The sequence below is a fragment of the Kitasatospora sp. NPDC042419 genome (genome assembly GCF_056437345.1).
The window spans coordinates 521,217-537,508 of the sequence record NZ_JBWKAW010000003.1; the positions used below are offsets into that span (position 1 = coordinate 521,217).

General features: G+C 72.0%; 15 protein-coding genes and 2 tRNA genes. 2 read left to right on the forward strand and 15 right to left on the reverse strand.

Annotated elements, in window-relative coordinates:
• Genes AC067J_RS09675 through AC067J_RS09685 form a run of 3 tightly spaced genes read right to left on the reverse strand, consistent with a single transcriptional unit; the run spans nt 1 to nt 1,702 of the window.
• Entirely contained in the window at nt 1–663 is a 663-nt protein-coding gene (locus tag AC067J_RS09675) for an aminodeoxychorismate/anthranilate synthase component II (RefSeq protein WP_478297348.1), read from the reverse strand.
• Nucleotides 664–718: 55 nt separating this feature from the next.
• On the reverse strand, nt 719–898 hold the full coding sequence (locus AC067J_RS09680) for a hypothetical protein (RefSeq protein WP_478297349.1): 180 nt from the start codon (nt 896–898) through the stop codon (nt 719–721).
• Between the two features lie 48 nt (nt 899–946).
• Nucleotides 947–1,702 (reverse strand): DUF881 domain-containing protein, encoded by a 756-nt coding sequence (locus AC067J_RS09685; RefSeq protein WP_478297384.1) that lies wholly within the window; start codon nt 1,700–1,702, stop codon nt 947–949.
• Nucleotides 1,703–1,880: 178 nt separating this feature from the next.
• Here AC067J_RS09685 and crgA point away from each other — a divergent pair, with 178 nt between their 5' ends.
• Nucleotides 1,881–2,129 carry a cell division protein CrgA gene (gene crgA, locus AC067J_RS09690; protein ID WP_478297350.1) on the forward strand — a complete coding sequence of 83 codons (249 nt, stop codon included), beginning with the start codon at nt 1,881–1,883 and terminating at the stop codon, nt 2,127–2,129.
• A 329-nt stretch (nt 2,130–2,458) separates the two neighbouring features.
• On the opposite strand, the gene AC067J_RS09695 is transcribed toward crgA, so the two are convergent.
• On the reverse strand, nt 2,459–3,364 hold the full coding sequence (locus tag AC067J_RS09695; protein WP_478297351.1) for a rhomboid family intramembrane serine protease: 906 nt from the start codon (nt 3,362–3,364) through the stop codon (nt 2,459–2,461).
• Nucleotides 3,365–3,673: 309 nt separating this feature from the next.
• Between AC067J_RS09695 and AC067J_RS09700 the strand changes: the two genes are divergently transcribed.
• Nucleotides 3,674–4,588: a DUF5324 family protein gene (locus AC067J_RS09700; protein ID WP_478297352.1), complete on the forward strand. Its 915-nt coding sequence runs from the start codon at nt 3,674–3,676 to the stop codon at nt 4,586–4,588.
• A 71-nt stretch (nt 4,589–4,659) separates the two neighbouring features.
• Here the strand turns inward: AC067J_RS09700 and AC067J_RS09705 are convergent.
• From AC067J_RS09705 to gnd, 11 genes are all read right to left on the reverse strand, one after another.
• Nucleotides 4,660–4,732 (reverse strand) — tRNA-Ala (locus tag AC067J_RS09705).
• Nucleotides 4,733–4,922: 190 nt separating this feature from the next.
• Nucleotides 4,923–5,051: a DLW-39 family protein gene (locus AC067J_RS09710; RefSeq protein WP_014137031.1), complete on the reverse strand. Its 129-nt coding sequence runs from the start codon at nt 5,049–5,051 to the stop codon at nt 4,923–4,925.
• A gap of 290 nt (nt 5,052–5,341) precedes the next feature.
• Complete coding sequence (locus tag AC067J_RS09715) at nt 5,342–5,665, reverse strand: DUF6191 domain-containing protein (RefSeq protein WP_478297353.1); 324 nt, start codon at nt 5,663–5,665, stop codon at nt 5,342–5,344.
• A 139-nt stretch (nt 5,666–5,804) separates the two neighbouring features.
• Nucleotides 5,805–5,881: transfer RNA gene (locus tag AC067J_RS09720), tRNA-Ile, on the reverse strand.
• Nucleotides 5,882–5,897: 16 nt separating this feature from the next.
• On the reverse strand, nt 5,898–7,313 hold the full coding sequence (locus AC067J_RS09725) for a class I SAM-dependent methyltransferase (protein WP_478297354.1): 1,416 nt from the start codon (nt 7,311–7,313) through the stop codon (nt 5,898–5,900).
• Nucleotides 7,314–7,585: 272 nt separating this feature from the next.
• On the reverse strand, nt 7,586–8,326 hold the full coding sequence (locus tag AC067J_RS09730; RefSeq protein WP_478297355.1) for a DUF3566 domain-containing protein: 741 nt from the start codon (nt 8,324–8,326) through the stop codon (nt 7,586–7,588).
• A gap of 150 nt (nt 8,327–8,476) precedes the next feature.
• Nucleotides 8,477–11,089: a DNA gyrase subunit A gene (gene gyrA / locus AC067J_RS09735; RefSeq protein WP_478297356.1), complete on the reverse strand. Its 2,613-nt coding sequence runs from the start codon at nt 11,087–11,089 to the stop codon at nt 8,477–8,479.
• Between the two features lie 55 nt (nt 11,090–11,144).
• A complete protein-coding gene (gene gyrB / locus AC067J_RS09740; RefSeq protein WP_478297357.1) occupies nt 11,145–13,169 on the reverse strand; it encodes a DNA topoisomerase (ATP-hydrolyzing) subunit B in 2,025 nt (674 codons plus the stop codon).
• Between the two features lie 248 nt (nt 13,170–13,417).
• On the reverse strand, nt 13,418–13,957 hold the full coding sequence (locus AC067J_RS09745) for a DciA family protein (RefSeq protein ID WP_327679063.1): 540 nt from the start codon (nt 13,955–13,957) through the stop codon (nt 13,418–13,420).
• A gap of 158 nt (nt 13,958–14,115) precedes the next feature.
• Complete coding sequence (gene recF, locus AC067J_RS09750; RefSeq protein ID WP_478297358.1) at nt 14,116–15,249, reverse strand: DNA replication/repair protein RecF; 1,134 nt, start codon at nt 15,247–15,249, stop codon at nt 14,116–14,118.
• Nucleotides 15,250–15,315: 66 nt separating this feature from the next.
• Entirely contained in the window at nt 15,316–16,191 is an 876-nt protein-coding gene (gene gnd / locus AC067J_RS09755; protein WP_478297359.1) for a phosphogluconate dehydrogenase (NAD(+)-dependent, decarboxylating), read from the reverse strand.
• Between the last annotated feature and the right edge of the window lie 101 nt (nt 16,192–16,292).

Sequence of the window (16,292 nt, forward strand, 5' to 3'; positions counted from 1 at the left end):
TCAGCCCCGGCCGATCACCGGGGCGAGCCCGGCCGAACGGTCCACGGCCAGCGGGTCGCCGCACTCGGCCAGCCAGTTGGCGAGCATCCGGTGGCCGCCCTCGGTGAGCACCGACTCGGGGTGGAACTGCACCCCCTCGACCGGGAGGTCCCGGTGCCGCAGCCCCATGATCACGCCGCTGCCGGTGCGCGCGGTGACCACCAGCTCGTCCGGCACGGTGGCCGGCTCGACGGCCAGCGAGTGGTACCGGGTCGCGGTGAGCGGCGAGGGCAGCCCCGCGAACACGCCGCCGTCCTCGTGCTCGACCGGCGAGGTCTTGCCGTGCAGCAGCTCGGGTGCCCGGTCGACCACCGCGCCGTACGCCACCGCGATCGACTGCAGCCCCAGGCAGACACCGAACACCGGCAGCCCGATCCGCGCGCAGTGGTGCACCATCTCGATGCAGACGCCGGCCTCCTCGGGGGCGCCCGGGCCGGGGGAGAGCAGCACCCCGTCGAAGCCGGTGTCCCCCTCGCGGCACACCGCGTGCCCGACCGTCACCTCGTCGTTGCGGACCACCTCGCAGGTGGCGCCGAGCTGGTAGAGGTACTGGACCAGGTTGAAGACGAAGCTGTCGTAGTTGTCCACGACCAGGATGCGGGGCGGGTTCGGCTGGGTGGTCATGCGCGCGCGTTCTCCGTGGGGTGCGGGGACTGGGACGAGGAGCGGTTCCGCCGGATCAGCCGACGGCACCGTCGTCGCCTCCGTCCACTGTGACGTCGCCGAAGGGGAGGAGTGGTTCCGCCCACGGGAAGACGTACGTGAAGAGGAGGTAGACCACTCCCAGGACGAGGAGGAGCGAAATGACGGCCTTGACCAGGGTGGGCCCCGGGAGGTGACGCCAGAACCAGCCGTACATGGTGCTCCCTCGACGTATCAGACTGGGGTCAAGACTAGACCCGCCCTCCTACTGCCCGGTCGCCGAGCGGAGGTCCGCCGTGCCCGTGTAGCCGGGCAGGCCGAGGTCCCCGCTCTCCTGCACCTTCCAGCCCAACCCGTAGGCCTGGACGTACTGCAGGTAGTTGCGGATCGTCGGGTCCGCCTCGACCGCCGAGCGCAGCGCGTCCGTCCTGCCGACCGCCTTGACCACGTAGGGCGGCGAGTAGACCCGGCCCTGCAGCAGCAGGGTGTTGCCGACGCAGCGGACGGCGCTGGTGGAGATCAGCCGCTGGTCCATCACCTGGACCCCCTCGGCGCCGCCCCGCCAGAGCGCGTTGACCACGGCCTGGATGTCCTGCTGGTGGATCACCAGGTCGTTGACGCCGGGCTCGGGCACTCCGGGGATGCGCGCGGTCGCGTTCGGCGGGGCGTCGTTGAGGGTGACGGTGAGGCCCGGGCCCTGGAGCGGGTCCAGCGCGGCCGCCTGTTCCAGGGTGGTCAGCCGGGCGGCGTCGGCGGGGCTGCGGCCCTGCTGGTCGGTGAGCTGCCGGGCCCGCTCCTGGAGGTCGGCGAGCTGGGTCTGGGACTGCTGGTTCTGCGCGCTGCGCTGCCGTATCACGTCGGAGAGGCTGAGCAGCGAGTTGTCGGTCCGCAGATCGGTGCCGCGGGCGGTCTGCGCGCTGATGTAGAACAGCAGTCCGGCGAGCGCGAAGACGGCGCAGGTCAGGGCACGTCCGACAATTCGGGTGCCGGTGGAGCCGGTACGAGGCGGCCGAGGGGGAATCGACAAATTAGGCACCGTACCCTTATCTCCTTCAGACCCGCCGAGCCACTACGCTAACGGACGCCGGTGGCATGCGCGGGGTCGGTCCCCTTAACGTTCTCCCCAACCGCCACCCGCCGGCCGCCTCGCCCCCGCTGAACCCCTGCGCGGTCACAGCGCATCGACAGGAGAGCTCCTCGTGCCGAAGTCCCGACTCCGCAAGAAGTCCGACTACACCCCGCCGACCACGGCCACGGTGAAGATCAGTTCGGGCCGCGGCTGGGTTGCACCGCTGATGCTGGCGCTGTTCCTGATCGGCCTGATCTGGATCGTCACCTACTACGTGACGAGCGGCAGCTGGCCGGTGGAGAGCTGGCGGAACTGGAACATCCTGGTGGGCTTCGGCTTCATCGCGGCGGGGTTCGGCGTCTCCACCCAGTGGAAGTGACGCCGGGGCTCCACCCCTGAGCGCATTCCGCCGCCCCGGGACGGCCGGTCCCCGGGGCGGCGTCGTCGCGCCCGGATTGTCGGGTGTGCGGCATATCCCCCGCCGGTTATCCCGCTTATCGCGTTTATCCACATGGTTATCCACACTGGGGAAAAGTCGCGCAAGCCTGTGGATAACTCACGCCGGGGGCGCTTTCCACACCCGCGCGCGCCCTCCCCCGAATGCCGAATACGCACAGCAGGACACGCGTAGAACAGGTATCCACACCCGGTGACCCGCACCGGCTGTGCACAACCACCCACCCGCTGTGGACAACCGTGCGGGAGGCGTCACCCGCCGTAGCTGGCCGTTCCGACCAGGACCATCAACAGCACCAGGCCGACCACCCCCGCCACCGTCAGCCCCTGCACGGCCGCCCGGTTCTCCCGCGGGGCGTACATCAGCCCCGCCGCGGTCAGCGTCCCGGCGATCAGGCCGCCGACGTGCGCCCGCCAGTCGATGCCGGGCACCGAGAAGGTGACGATCAGGTTGAACACCAGCAGCGCGGCCACCGGGCCGAGCGGCGCCCGGACCTTCCGGTACATCACGAGGGTCGCGCCGAGCAGGCCGAAGATCGCGCCCGAGGCGCCCAGCGACTTCATCCCGTCGCCGACCAGCAGGAAGGCGAACGCGCTGCCGGCCAGCGCGGAGACCAGGTAGAGCGCCAGGAAGCGGAGCCGGCCCAGCGCCGCCTCCAGCGCGGGGCCCATCACCCAGAGCATCAGCATGTTGGTGGCGATGTGCCAGGGCTCGGTGTGCAGGAAGGCCGCGGTCAGCAGCCGGTACCACTGCTCCGGGCCCTCGGCTACGCCGTACGGGAAGCCGGTGTAGCGCGAGTCGAAGCTGACCAGCATCAGGTCGTCGGCCAGCCACGGCTTGAGCACGTAGGCGGCCAGGACGAAGACCATCAGGTTGACGCCCATCAGCACCTTGGTGACCAGCGCGCCGTCACCGGCCAACTGCCCGCCGAACCGGGTCGTCGCCCGCCGGACCTCGCGGCCGCCCTCGCTGACGCACTCCGGGCAGTGGAAGCCCACCGAGGCGTTCACCATGCACTGCGGGCAGATCGGCCGGCCGCAGCGGGAGCAGCCGATGCCGGTCTCCTGCTCGGGGTGCCGGTAGCAACGGGACAGCCCGTTCCCGCCGCCCGGGCCGGGGATCCGGTCGGTCGGCGGCCTCGACTCGTCCGGGAGCATCGGATTTCCCCTTCTGCCACGACCTGCCACGACCTGCTGCGATGTGCCACGGTCTGCTGCGGTCTGCTGCGACGACGCGTACGCGGTCCCGGCGAACACCGCCGGAACCGCCAGCCTACTGGGGCCATACCCGCAGCCCCGCGACCCCACCCTCCCCGTACCCGGGCCTCCCCCGCACCTCCCCGGCCCGGCCCGCTCCGGCCCGTTCCGGCTCGTCTCCCCCCGCCCGCGCCGCGGGGCCGCGCCCCGCACGGCGCAGGGTCACACCCCGCGTACGGCCCACTCCGGAATGCCACCGGGCAAATCAGGATGCATGATCAGCATTCAGGTGGATATGTGCATAAAGGACGCCACCAGGAGGAGAGACTCGTGACCCGTTTGGACTCAGCTCGTGAGACGGCCGGCAACCTCGCGGACAGCGCCAAGCAGCGCCTGGGCCCCACCCTGGACGCACTGGGCCCGAAGGCCTCCCAGGCCGCCCACAGCGCGCGCGTCCAGTACGACCGGCACATCGCCCCGCAGATCGGTCACGCCTTCGCCAGTCTGCCGCCGGAAGCCCAGCAGAACGCCCTCAAGGCCTTCCACCGGGCCCAGGAGGCCGCCCTGGCCGCCCGTCTGGCCGCCGTGAAGGCCGCCGACCAGACCCGCGCCACCGTCGGCTCCAAGGTCGTCCAGGCGGTCGAGGAGGCCCGCGCCACCGTCACCCCGGTCGCGCTGGAGGCCCAGACCCGCGGCGCCGCCGCGCTGACCGCCCTGCACGGCAACGTCACCTCGGCCGAGATCAGCGACCTCGCCGCCCGGAACGCCAGGAAGGCCCACCGGAACAACTGGGCCACCGGCCTGGCCGTCGCGGGCGCCCTGGCGATCGGCAGCGGCATCGTGGCCTGGCAGTGGTGGCGCCACCACAGCAACCCGGAGTGGCTGGTCGAGCCGCCGACCGCCGCGTCCTCCGGCGCGGCCGCCCCGGCCGCCGCGCAGTCCACGGGCGCCCACGCCTCGGGCAGCGGCACGGCCGCCGCGGTGAACGGCTCCAAGGCCGACCAGGACGACGCCCCCGGAGCCGACGGCGGGACCGGGAACGGCGCCGCCTCCCCCGGGCCCGGCCCGGCGGCCGGCCGGCCCGACCAACCCGGGCCCCCGGCCGACACCTCGGCCGACAACGGCTCCGGACCGGGTCCGGACCACGACCGCCCCAAGCCGCACGACCCGCGGAAACCGCACTGAGAAAGCCGATCGGCCGCTGACCCTGGTTCAGGTCGGCGGCCGATCGGCTGCCCACGCGCGGTGGGCGACTGTGGAGCTTAGGAGACTCGAACTCCTGACATCTGCCTTGCAAAGGCAGCGCTCTACCAACTGAGCTAAAGCCCCGGGGCGGCACCGTGCGTACCGCCGGGCACTAGCGTACCCGGTCTCGGTGCGAATCCCACGCCCCGGCCCGGCAATCCTGCCGTGCGGGGCCGGGGAATCCGGTCGGCCCGGTCATCGGACCGGGCCGACCGGCCCGGGAGGCGCCGTGCGGCGCCTCCGAAGATCGTCGATCGTCAGATCGTCGGCGGCCTCAGCGGCCGGCCGGGACCGGGTCGGTGGCCTCGGTCCACAGGTCCTGCTCGGCGCGGTCCGCCTGGACCTGACGGTAGACAAAGAAGCCGCCGAGGGCGACCAGGGCGACCAGGAGAAGCTTCTTCACCGCGGGACCTCGTCCTTCTTGCGTTGGCGGACTCAGCAGCCGTGCACCGATCGGGTTCGATCGGGCCGACGAGTCCATGATTCCTTACGAGCACGAACGGGCGGTCGGGTTGCCAGACTGCCCTTGCGGCCGATGATACACACCGGTGTCCCAATCGTGACCAGCCACCGCTGCCTCCAACCGACCGGTCCGGTCGGAGGATTGACGCCACACCTCCTGTCGTACGGTCGGCCCGGCCCCGAACCGGCGCAGAGACCCCGCAGAGCCCCCGTGGAGCCCCCTCAGAGCCGTCACAAGCCCTGCTCACGCGAGGGCGGCACCACCACCGCCACACCGGCCGCCAGATCCACCCTGGTCCGGGGCGGCGCGCCCTCCCCCTCCTCGTCGCGCAGCATCAGCGCGCTCTGCCGCTCGTCCAGCTGGTGCTGCTTGCCGGCCGCGAACTGCGCGTGCAGCTGCTCGAAGCCGGTCGCCGACACCTGCCCCTCGCGGCCCGTCCCCCGCCAGGGCACCAGGCGCGACTTCCGCGCCCGCAGCGCCAGCTGGTCGACGAAGGCCAGCGCCACCAGGGCGCAGACCAGGCCGGGGATGCTCATCGCCCAGAACACCGCCATCACGCCACCGTCTCTCCACCGGATGCCGCCCGCCGACGGGCGGTCCCCACCGGTACAACCCCCGGGCGGCGCCCACGGTTCCGCTCCCGGGCCGCGGGAACGCCGAAGGGCCCGGAGCATTGCTCCGGGCCCTTCGCGGTGGTGGGGCTAACAGGACTTGAACCTGTGGCCTCTTCCTTATCAGGGAAGCGCTCTAACCGTCTGAGCTATAGCCCCTTGCCGCACTGAAAGATTAGCGGACCGATCGCCGATCTCCCAAATCCGATTCACCCGGGGCCGCGGCAGGGGCCTCCGGGACGGGCTGGTGGGGGGCCTTGCCGGGGGCTGTGCCGGGGACGCCGCCGGGGGCGCGCAGCCACTCCTCCCGGGTGGCCGCGAGACCGGCGGCACCGTCGGCGGCCGTGCGCACGGCGAGGATCTGGTTGACGCCGATCCGGTTCTCCTCGAAGGCCAGCGCGGAGGCCGCCATGTAGAGCCGCCAGACCCGGGCCCGGCCACGGCCCACCAGCCGGACCGCCTCCGTCCAGTGCGCCTCCAGGTTGGCCACCCACTCACGCAGGGTCAGCCCGTAGTGCTCGCGGAGCGACTCGACGTCGCGCACCTCGAACCCCGCCTCCTCCAGCCGGGAGACCGTGGAGCCGACCGGCGACAGCTCGCCGTCGGGGAAGACGTAGCGGTCGATGAACGGGCTCGGGCGGTACGGCTCACCGGGGTGGTCGGGACGCCGGGCGATCTGGTGGTTCAGCAGCCTGCCGCCGGGCACCAGCAGCCGGTACAGGCCCTCGGCGTAGACCCGGTACTGCGCGGAGCCGACGTGCTCGGCCATGCCGACGCTGGAGATCGCGTCGAACGGGCCGTCCGGGACCTCCCGGTAGTCCTGCAGCCGGATCTCCACCCGGTCCGCCAGCCCCGCCTCCTCGACCCGCCGCCGGGCCAGCGCGACCTGCTCGGCGGAGATGGAGACGCCGACCGCCGTCACGCCGTAGTGCCGGGCCGCGTGCAGCACCAGGGAGCCCCAGCCGGAGCCGACGTCCAGCAGCCGCATCCCGGGCCGCAGGCCGAGCTTGCGGCAGATGAGGTCCAGCTTGGCCTCCTGGGCCGCCTCCAGGCTCCTGGCGGCGGGCTCCCAGTACGCGCAGGAGTACACCATCGACGGGCCCAGGACCAGGGCGTAGAAGTCGTTGCCGACGTCGTAGTGGTGGCTGATCGCCGCCCGGTCCCGGCTGCGGCTGTGCAGCCGCCCGGCTGGGCGGGCCTCCTCCGCCGGCGGCGCGGGACGGGGGCCCAGCGCGCCGGCCCGCAGCAGGGCGCCGGCCGCCCGGCGGCCCCGGGGGCCCAGCACCTCGGCCGGGCCGAGTTCGAGCCGGCGGATCTCCGGGCGCTCGACGAAGTGCGCGACCGCCCGGAGCACGTCGTAGAGGTCGGTGCCGGGGGCGACCTCGATGTCCCCCGAGACGTAGGCGCGGGCCAGGCCCAGCTCGCCCGGCTGCCAGAGCAGGTGGCGCAGCGCCCGCCGGTTGCGCAGCACCAGCGTGGGCGCCCCCGGTGGCCCCGCGGCACTGCCGTCCCAGGCCTGCAGCCTCAGCGGCACGGAAACCCCCAGCAGCCCGTCCAGGGCCTCGACCAGTCGCCGTGCGAGCTCCGCCATCGTGTGCCTCCGTCCTGCCGTACCTGCGCAGTCGTACCGGACCCGGCCGGTGGGACCGGGGAGGCCTGTGGCGGTCGGGGGCTCGGAACGAACCCGCCCAGCTAAGCCCACCGCGGCGGAGGCCGATTCGGGCGGCACGCCGCGGGGACCGGCTGTCACCCGAATGCCGACGGGCCCCGCAGGCTGCAACAGCCTGCGGGGCCCGTTCATTCCGTCTGCGGACGAAGACCCGTCCGTACGGGGGCAACTGACCCGGGATCACGCCCGGAGGGTCAGTCCTCCTCGGCGAGCGTGAGCTCGATGCCGCCGGTGAAGCCGGCCGCCGCGTTGTAGATGAACGCCGAGAGGGTGGACAGCGCGGTCAGCAGCACCACGTCGACCACCGCGATCAGCGAGGTGAAGGTCATCACCTTGCCGAAGCCGACGTAGTCCATCAGGATCAGGCCGCCGCCGTTGGTGTCCGAGGCGGTGATGTCCTTCAGGGTCTTGGCCAGCGAGTCGAAGACGCCCAGCGAATCCAGCGTCATCCACAGCACGGCCGCGGCCACGATGATGATGATCCCGACCGCCAGCGACAGCAGGAAGCTCACCTTCATCACCGACCACGGGTCGGCCTTGGTCACCCGCAGCCGGGCCTTCCTGGTCCGGCCCAGGCCCGCGGCCGGCGCCGCCGGGGCGGCGGGTCGGCGGGGACCCGCGGCGGGCGTCCCGCCGGGCGGCGTGTGGCCGCCGACCCGGGTGCCCCGGGGCGGGGTCGGCTGCCCCTTGGCGTAGGTGGTCGGCTGCGAGAACCCGCCCGAGCCCGGCGCCGGAGCACCGGGCGGCGGCGGGGGCGCCGACTGGCCGCCGTAGGTCGCCCCGCCCTGTCCCGCCGCGCCGACCGGGGGCATCAGCGAGGTGGACGCGGCCGGGTGTTCGGCCGGCGGCTGCGGCACCCCGTAGCCCCCGCCGCCCTGTGCTGCGCCCGGACGGCCGCCGGTGGCTCCTCCCGCAGCACCCGTGGCTCCACTCACTGGTCCTCCCGCACTTCCCACCAGGGCGGTGGCACCGCCCTGCGTCGTCACTCGTCATCCAGCGCCCGGCGGGATTGCCCGGTACTGGTCGGCGGCCGGTACCCACGCGCCGTGTACGGACGCGACGGTACCGGCCGACACGGCACGAGGTCAGGCCTGGGCGGTCTCCCCGCCCGGCGCCGTCTCCGTACCTTCGGCCACCTCGGTGGACTCGATGGCCGCCACCTCGTCCTCCGCCGACTCATCGTCCTCGGCCTCCGCTTCCGCGTTGCGGGCCATGCCCACCACCGCGTCGCGCTTTCCGAGGTTGATCAGTTGGACGCCCATGGTGTCACGTCCGGTTTCACGAACCTCGGAAACCCTCGTGCGGATCACTCCACCGGACAGCGTGATCGCCATGATCTCGTCGGTCTCGTCGACGACCAGGGCGCCGACCAGCGAGCCCCGTCCCTCGACGATCTTCGCCGCCTTGGTGCCGTAGCCGCCGCGTCCCTGGACACGGTACTCGTCCACCGCGGTCCGCTTGGCGTACCCGCCGTCGGTGGCGGTGAACACGTACGTCCCGGGCCGCACGACGTTCATCGAGAGCAGTTCGTCGCCCTCGCGGAAGGCCATGCCCTTGACGCCGGAGGTGGCGCGGCCGGTGGACCGCAGGGCGTCGTCGGTGGCGGTGAACCGGATCGACTGGGCCTTCTTGGAGACCAGCAGCAGGTCGTCCTCGGCGGAGACCAGCTCGGCGCCGATCAGCTCGTCGTCCCGGCCCTCGTCGTCCTGGCGCAGGTTGATCGCGATCAGGCCGCCGGAGCGCGGGGAGTCGTAGTCCTTCAGCAGGGTCTTCTTCACCAGGCCGGCCCGGGTGGCGAGGACCAGGTACGGCTTGTCCTCGTAGGTGCGGACGGCCATCACCTGGGCGATGTGCTCGTCCGGCTGGAAGGCCAGCAGGTTGGCCACGTGCTGGCCGCGGGCGTCGCGCCCGGCGTCCGGCAGCTCGTAGCCCTTGGCGCGGTAGACCCGGCCCTTGTTGGTGAAGAACAGGATCCAGTTGTGGGTCGTCGTCACGAAGAAGTGGTCGACGATGTCGTCCTGCTTCAGCTGGGCACCGCGGACGCCCTTGCCGCCGCGCTTCTGCGAGCGGTAGAGGTCGGAGCGGGTCCGCTTGACGTAGCCGCCCCGGGTGATCGTGACGACGATGTCCTCCTCGGCGATGAGGTCCTCGATGGAGAGGTCGCCGTCGGAGGGGATGAGGGTGGAGCGCCGCTCGTCGCCGTACTTCTCGACGATCGCGGTGAGCTCCTCCGAGATGATCTCGCGCTGACGGGTCGGCGAGGCCAGGATCGCGTTGTACTCGTCGATCTTGCGCTGCAGCTCGTCGTGCTCGTCCATGATCCGGCGGCGCTCCAGGGCGGCCAGCCGGCGGAGCTGCATCTCCAGGATGGCGTTGGCCTGGAGCTCGTCGATGTCGAGCAGGCCCATCAGGCCGCTGCGGGCGGCGTCGGCGCTCTCCGAGGCCCGGATGAGCGCGATGACCTCGTCGATCATGTCCAGGGCCCGGAGCAGGGCGCGCAGGATGTGGGCGCGCTCCTCGGCCTTGCGCAGCCGGAAGGTGGTGCGCCGGACGATGACGTCGACCTGGTGGTTGACCCAGTGCCGGATGAAGGCGTCGAGCGACAGCGTGCGCGGCACGCCGTCGACCAGGGCCAGCATGTTGGCGCCGAAGTTGGTCTGCAGGTCGGTGTGCTTGTAGAGGTTGTTCAGCACGACCTTGGCGACGGCGTCGCGCTTGAGCACGATGACCAGGCGCTGGCCGGTGCGCGAGGAGGACTCGTCGCGGACGTCGGCGATGCCGGCTACCCTGCCGTCCTTGACCAGGTCGGCGATCTTCAGCGCGAGGTTGTCCGGGTTGACCTGGTACGGCAGCTCGGTGATCACCAGGCACTGGCGGCCCTGGATCTCCTCGACCTCGACCACGGCGCGCATGGTGATCGAGCCGCGACCGGTGCGGTACGCCTCCTCGATGCCGCGGCGGCCGACGATCAGGGCGCCGGTCGGGAAGTCCGGGCCCTTGATCCGCTCGATCAGCGCTTCCAGCAGCTCCTCGTTGGAGGCGTCCGGGTGCTCAAGCGCCCAGAGCGCGCCGGAGGCCACCTCGCGGAGGTTGTGCGGCGGGATGTTGGTGGCCATGCCGACCGCGATGCCGGTGGCACCGTTGACCAGCAGGTTGGGGATGCGCGCGGGCAGGACGGTCGGCTCCTGCGAGCGGCCGTCGTAGTTGGCGGCGAAGTCGACGGTCTCCTCGTCGATGTCGCGCATCATCTCCATGGCCAGCGGCATCATCTTGCACTCGGTGTAGCGCATGGCCGCGGCCGGGTCGTTGCCCGGGGAGCCGAAGTTGCCGTTGCCGTCCACCAGCGGCATCCGCAGCGACCACGGCTGGGCCAGGCGGACCACGGTGTCGTAGATCGAGGTGTCACCGTGCGGGTGGTAGTTGCCCATGACGTCGCCGACGACGCGGGCGCACTTGTAGTAGCCCTTCTCGGGGCGGTACCCGCCGTCGTACATCGCGTAGAGCACGCGGCGGTGCACCGGCTTGAGGCCGTCGCGCACCTCGGGCAGCGCGCGGCTCACGATGACGCTCATCGCGTAGTCGAGGTAGGAGCGCTGCATCTCGGTCTCGAGCTCGACGGGCTCGATCCGCAGGGTGATCCCCGAGGCGGCCTCGGGGGTCTCGGGCTGCTCGCCTTCGGGACGGTTGTCGTCGACCACTGGTGGTCAGTTTCCTTTCACGCGGACTGGTACGTGCGGGGCCTGGGTGCAGGCGTCACACGTCCAGGAAGCGGACGTCCTTGGCGTTGCGCTGGATGAAGGAGCGGCGGGCCTCGACGTCCTCGCCCATCAGGACGGAGAACAGCTCGTCGGCGCGGGCGGCGTCCTCCAGGGTGACCTGGAGCAGCAGGCGGTGGGCCTGGTCCATGGTGGTGACCCGGAGCTCCTCGGCGTTCATCTCGCCGAGACCCTTGAACCGCTGGATCGCGTCGTCCTTCGGCAGGCGGCGGCCGGCGGCCACGCCCGCGGCGATCACGGCGTCGCGCTCGCGGTCCGAGTAGACGTACTCGAAGTCGTCCTTGCCCCACTTGATCTTGTACAGCGGCGGCATCGCCAGGTAGACGTAGCCGGACTCGACCAGCGGCCGCATGAAGCGGAACAGCAGGGTGAGCAGCAGCGTCCGGATGTGCTGACCGTCGACGTCGGCGTCCGCCATCAGCACGATCTTGTGGTACCGGAGCTTGGACTCGTCGTAGTCCTCCTGGATGCCGCAGCCGAAGGCCGAGATCAGCGCCTGGACCTCGGTGTTCTGCAGCACCTTGTCGATCCGGGCCTTCTCGACGTTCAGGATCTTGCCGCGGATCGGCAGGATGGCCTGGATCCGCGGGTCGCGGCCCTGCTTGGCCGAGCCGCCGGCGGAGTCACCCTCGACGATGAAGATCTCGCACTCGGCCGGGTCCTTGGACTGGCAGTCGCTCAGCTTGCCGGGCAGCGAGGCGGACTCCAGCAGGCCCTTGCGGCGGGTGAGGTCGCGCGCCTTGCGGGCGGCGACGCGCGCCGTGGCGGCCTGGATGGACTTGCGGATGATGTCCGAGGCCTCGTTGGGGTTGCGGTCCAGCCAGTCGTTGAGGTGCTCGTGGACCACCTTCTGGACGAAGGTCTTCGCCTCGGTGTTGCCCAGCTTGTCCTTGGTCTGGCCCTCGAACTGCGGCTCGCCGAGCTTGACCGAGATGATCGCGGTCAGGCCCTCGCGGATGTCCTCGCCGGAGAGGTTGTCGTCCTTCTCGCGGAGCAGCTTCTTGTCCCGCGCGTAGCGGTTGACCAGGCCGGTCAGCGCCGCGCGGAAGCCCTCCTCGTGGGTGCCGCCGCCGTGGGTGTGGATCGTGTTGGCGAAGGAGTAGACCCCCTCGGTGTACGAGGAGTTCCACTGCATGGCGATCTCCACCGAGATCGTCTTGTCCTTGTCCTCCGCCTCGAAGTCGATCACCGAGGGGTGGATCACGTCGCCCTTGCGGGAGTTGAGGTGGGCGACGAAGTCGGCGATGCCGCCGTCGTACTTGTACGTGACGGAGAGCGGCTTGCCCTCCTCGTCCACGTGCTCGGGGCGCTCGTCGGTGAGCGAGATGGTCAGGCCCTTGTTGAGGAACGCCATCTCCTGGAACCGCCGGGAGAGCGTCTCGAAGGAGTAGACCGTGGTCTCGAAGATGTCCGGGTCCGCCCAGAAGGTGACCGTGGTGCCGGTGCGCTCGGTGGCTTCGCCCTTGACCAGCGCGGCGGTCGGGGCACCCATCTTGTAGTCCTGGGTCCAGCGGTGGCCGTCCCGGTCGATCTCCACCGCGAGCCGGGTGGAGAGCGCGTTCACCACGGAGACGCCGACGCCGTGCAGACCGCCGGAGACCGCGTAGCCGCCGCCGCCGAACTTGCCGCCCGCGTGCAGCACGGTGAGCACGACCTCGACGGCCGGCTTCTCCTGCCCGGGGACGATGTCCACCGGGATGCCCCGGCCGTTGTCGACCACCCGGACCGCGCCGTCGGCGAGGAGCGTGACGTCGATGGTGTCGGCGTACCCGGCCATCGCCTCGTCGACGGAGTTGTCCACGACCTCCTGCACCAGGTGGTGCAGGCCGCGCTCACCGGTCGAGCCGATGTACATGCCGGGACGCTTGCGGACGGCGTCGAGGCCCTCCAGCACCTGGATGTTGCTGCCGGTGTAGGAAGCCTGGTCGGTCTGGTCTGGGGTCTGGCTGGGGTTGCCGGAATCGGCCACGAAGCGCCCTCTCTGGCACAGCTCGGGCCGCATCCCCGCCCCGTGCGGGCGGGCGTGCGACCACGGCGTTTCGACTCGGTTGCCACTAGCAACAGTGTTTGGCTCTCAGTCTACCGGTACGACTGACAGAGATGGGCGTTTGGCAGCCTCTGAGGGCAGATACGCCGCCCTGAATCCCCTCTGCACATGTCCCGATACTCGCCCCGGGGGCTCAGAGCGCCTGGAAGGGCCGTCAGGGGTTCCGGAAGATCCGGGTCCGCTCGGCGCCGGGCCGGCCGGGGTCAGCCCCAGGTGTCGCCCGGGCCCTTGCTGCCCGGGGCGCGCAGCCGGCCGTAGCCCCGGACCGGGGCGGCCGGCCCCAGCACCTTGATGGTCCGGACCGTCCCGTGGCCCAGCTCGTGGTTCAGACGGGCCACCAACTGCCGCGCCAGCCACCGGAGTTGGGTCGCCCATGCGGTGGAGTCGCACTGCACGGTGAGCACTGCGGCCTCGTCGTCGTAGGACGTGGGGGTGCAGTGCGCGGCGATGTCCGGGCCGACGATCTGGGGCCAGCGGCCCATCACGCCGCCGACCGCCGCCGAGGACTCCCAGCCGCGCTCGGTCAGCAGCCGGTTCAGCGCCGCCCCCAGCGGCACCGGGTCGCGGCCGTCCGAACGGGCCCCGCTGCGCAGACCGTGCCGCTTCGCCTCGCGCTTCTCCCGGACCTGTTCGCCGCGCTGGCGGGCCTGCGCCCGCGCCGCCCGCAGCGCCGAGCGGGCCAGGTCGGCGCCGGTCAGCTCGGCGCCGCCCGACTGCGGGGAGTCCTCCGCCGGCTCGCTCACGGCGATCTCCTATCCCCAGCCTGTGGACAACGGTGAGCCGTCCAGCGTACGGGAGCGGGAGGGGTGCGCGCGGCGCCCCCGGCCGCGGCGGGTGGGGGGATCGGGTGGGGGAACGGTGCCGGTGTTCGGCCGGCGGTCAGTGGGCGACCAGCGGGCGGTCAGCCGGTGACGCGCTGGACGGCGCCGTCGGCGACCGTGAACCGGACCCCGGCCAGCGCCTTCGGAACGTCCTCGGCGACCGCCGCGGTGACCAGCACCTGCTCGCCGCCGGCCACCAGCTCGGCCAGCCGGTCGCGGCGGGCGGCGTCCAGCTCGGCGAAGACGTCGTCCAGGATCAGCACCGGCTCGCCGCCGTCGGCGCGCAGCAGCTCGTACGAGGCCAGCCGGAGCGCCAGCGCGAACGACCAGGACTCGCCGTGGCTGGCGTAGCCCTTGGCGGGCAGCGGGCCGAGCCTGAGCACCAGCTCGTCGCGGTGCGGACCGACCAGGGTGATCCCCCGCTCGATCTCCTGCTTGCGGACCGTCCGGAGGGCCTCCAGCAACTGCTCCTCGGCCTGCTCCCGGCTGCCCGGCAGCTCGCCCTCGAAGGAGCTGCGGTACTCCAGGACGGTCTCGCCGCCGGCCGGTGCGAGCTGCGCGTAGGCAGCGGTCACCAGCGGCTGGAGGGCCGCCACCAGCTGGATCCGGAAGGCGGTCAGCTCGGCACCGGCGCGGGCCAGGTGGCCGTCCCAGACCTCCAGGGTGGAGAGGTCGGCGCCCTTGCCGCCGCCGGCGCGGCGGGCCATCGCGGCGGTCTTCAGCAGGGCGTTCCGCTGCTTGAGCACCCGCTCGTAGTCCTGCCGGACCCCGGCCAGCCGGGGCGCGCGGGCGGTCAGCAGCTCGTCCAGGAACCGCCGGCGCTCCCCCGGGTCGCCCTTGACCAGGGCGAGGTCCTCGGGGGCGAAGAGCACGGTGCGCAGCACGCCCAGCACGTCGCGCGGGCGGACGTTGTCCGAGCGGTTGATCCGGGCCCGGTTGGCCTTGCCGGGGGTGATCTCCAGCTCGACCAGGGTGGTGCGGGTGCCGGCGGCCACGGAGGCGCGGACCACCGCGCGCTCGGCGCCCAGCCGGACCAGCGGGGCGTCGGTGGCGACCCGGTGGCTGCCGAGGGTGGCGACGTAGCCGACCGCCTCGACCAGGTTGGTCTTGCCCTGGCCGTTGGGCCCGACGAACGCCGTCACGCCCGGGTCGAGGGGAACCTCGGCCCGGGCGTAGGAACGGAAGTCGGCGAGCGACAGATGCGCGACGTGCATGGCTGTGGACTGCGCTCGCCTTCTGTGGAGAACCCGGTGGGACCTACCCGGGTGGGGACTGCGGGACTACTTGGACTCCACCGCGTGGCCGCCGAACTGGTTGCGCAGCGCGGCGATCATCTTCATCTGCGGCGAGTCGTCCTGGCGGGAGGCGAAGCGCGCGAACAGCGAGGCGGTGATGGCCGGCAGCGGCACGGCGTGGTCGATCGCGGCCTCGACGGTCCAGCGGCCCTCGCCCGAGTCGGCGGCCCAGCCCTTGAGCTTGGCCAGGTGCTCGTCGTCGTCGAGCGCGCGGACGGCCAGGTCCAGCAGCCAGGACCGGATCACGGTGCCCTCCTGCCAGCTGCGGAAGACCTCGCGGACGTCGGTGACCTCGGGGGCCGCCTCCAGCAGCTCCCAGCCCTCGGCGAAGGCCTGCATCATCGCGTACTCGATGCCGTTGTGGACCATCTTGGCGAAGTGACCGGCGCCGACCGCGCCCGCGTGCACCGAGCCGAAGTCGCCCTCGGGCTTGAGCGCGTCGAAGACCGGCTGGACCTTGGCGACGTGCTCGGCGTCGCCGCCGTACATCAGCGCGTAGCCGTTCTCCAGGCCCCAGACACCGCCGGAGACGCCGCAGTCGACGAAGCCGATGCCCTTGGCCGCCAGCGCCTCGGCGTGCTTGATGTCGTCGGTCCAGCGGGAGTTGCCGCCGTCGACCACCACGTCGCCGGGGGAGAGCAGCTCGGCCAGCTCGTCCACGGTGGCCTGGGTCGCGGCACCCGCCGGGACCATGACCCAGACGACGCGCGGGCCCTGGAGCTTGGAGACCAGCTCCTGAAGGCTCTCGACGTCGGAGATGTCGGGGTTGCGGTCGTAGCCGATGACGGTGTGGCCGGCGCGGCGGATCCGCTCGCGCATGTTGCCGCCCATCTTGCCGAGACCGATGAGGCCGAGCTCCATGACCTAATCCTTACCTGTGGTGACGTCCCTGCGGGCGGCGCCGTTGCCGCGCTTCCCCGAGCCTACGTGCTGAAGCGGAAAGGCCTCCCCGCGGTCGGGCC

Excerpts from the sequence above, each read along its gene's own strand:
- AC067J_RS09680 (WP_478297349.1), bottom strand. The coding sequence starts at position 898 with ATGTACGGCTGGTTCTGGCGTCACCTCCCGGGGCCCACCCTGGTCAAG.
- AC067J_RS09725 (WP_478297354.1), bottom strand. The coding sequence starts at position 7,313 with ATGGCGGAGCTCGCACGGCGACTGGTCGAGGCCCTGGACGGGCTGCTG.
- AC067J_RS09675 (WP_478297348.1), bottom strand. The coding sequence starts at position 663 with ATGACCACCCAGCCGAACCCGCCCCGCATCCTGGTCGTGGACAACTAC.
- recF (WP_478297358.1), bottom strand. The coding sequence starts at position 15,249 with ATGCACGTCGCGCATCTGTCGCTCGCCGACTTCCGTTCCTACGCCCGG.
- AC067J_RS09700 (WP_478297352.1), top strand. The coding sequence starts at position 3,674 with ATGCATGATCAGCATTCAGGTGGATATGTGCATAAAGGACGCCACCAG.
- gnd (WP_478297359.1), bottom strand. The coding sequence starts at position 16,191 with ATGGAGCTCGGCCTCATCGGTCTCGGCAAGATGGGCGGCAACATGCGC.
- AC067J_RS09715 (WP_478297353.1), bottom strand. The coding sequence starts at position 5,665 with ATGGCGGTGTTCTGGGCGATGAGCATCCCCGGCCTGGTCTGCGCCCTG.
- AC067J_RS09695 (WP_478297351.1), bottom strand. The coding sequence starts at position 3,364 with ATGCTCCCGGACGAGTCGAGGCCGCCGACCGACCGGATCCCCGGCCCG.
- gyrB (WP_478297357.1), bottom strand. The coding sequence starts at position 13,169 with ATGCGGCCCGAGCTGTGCCAGAGAGGGCGCTTCGTGGCCGATTCCGGC.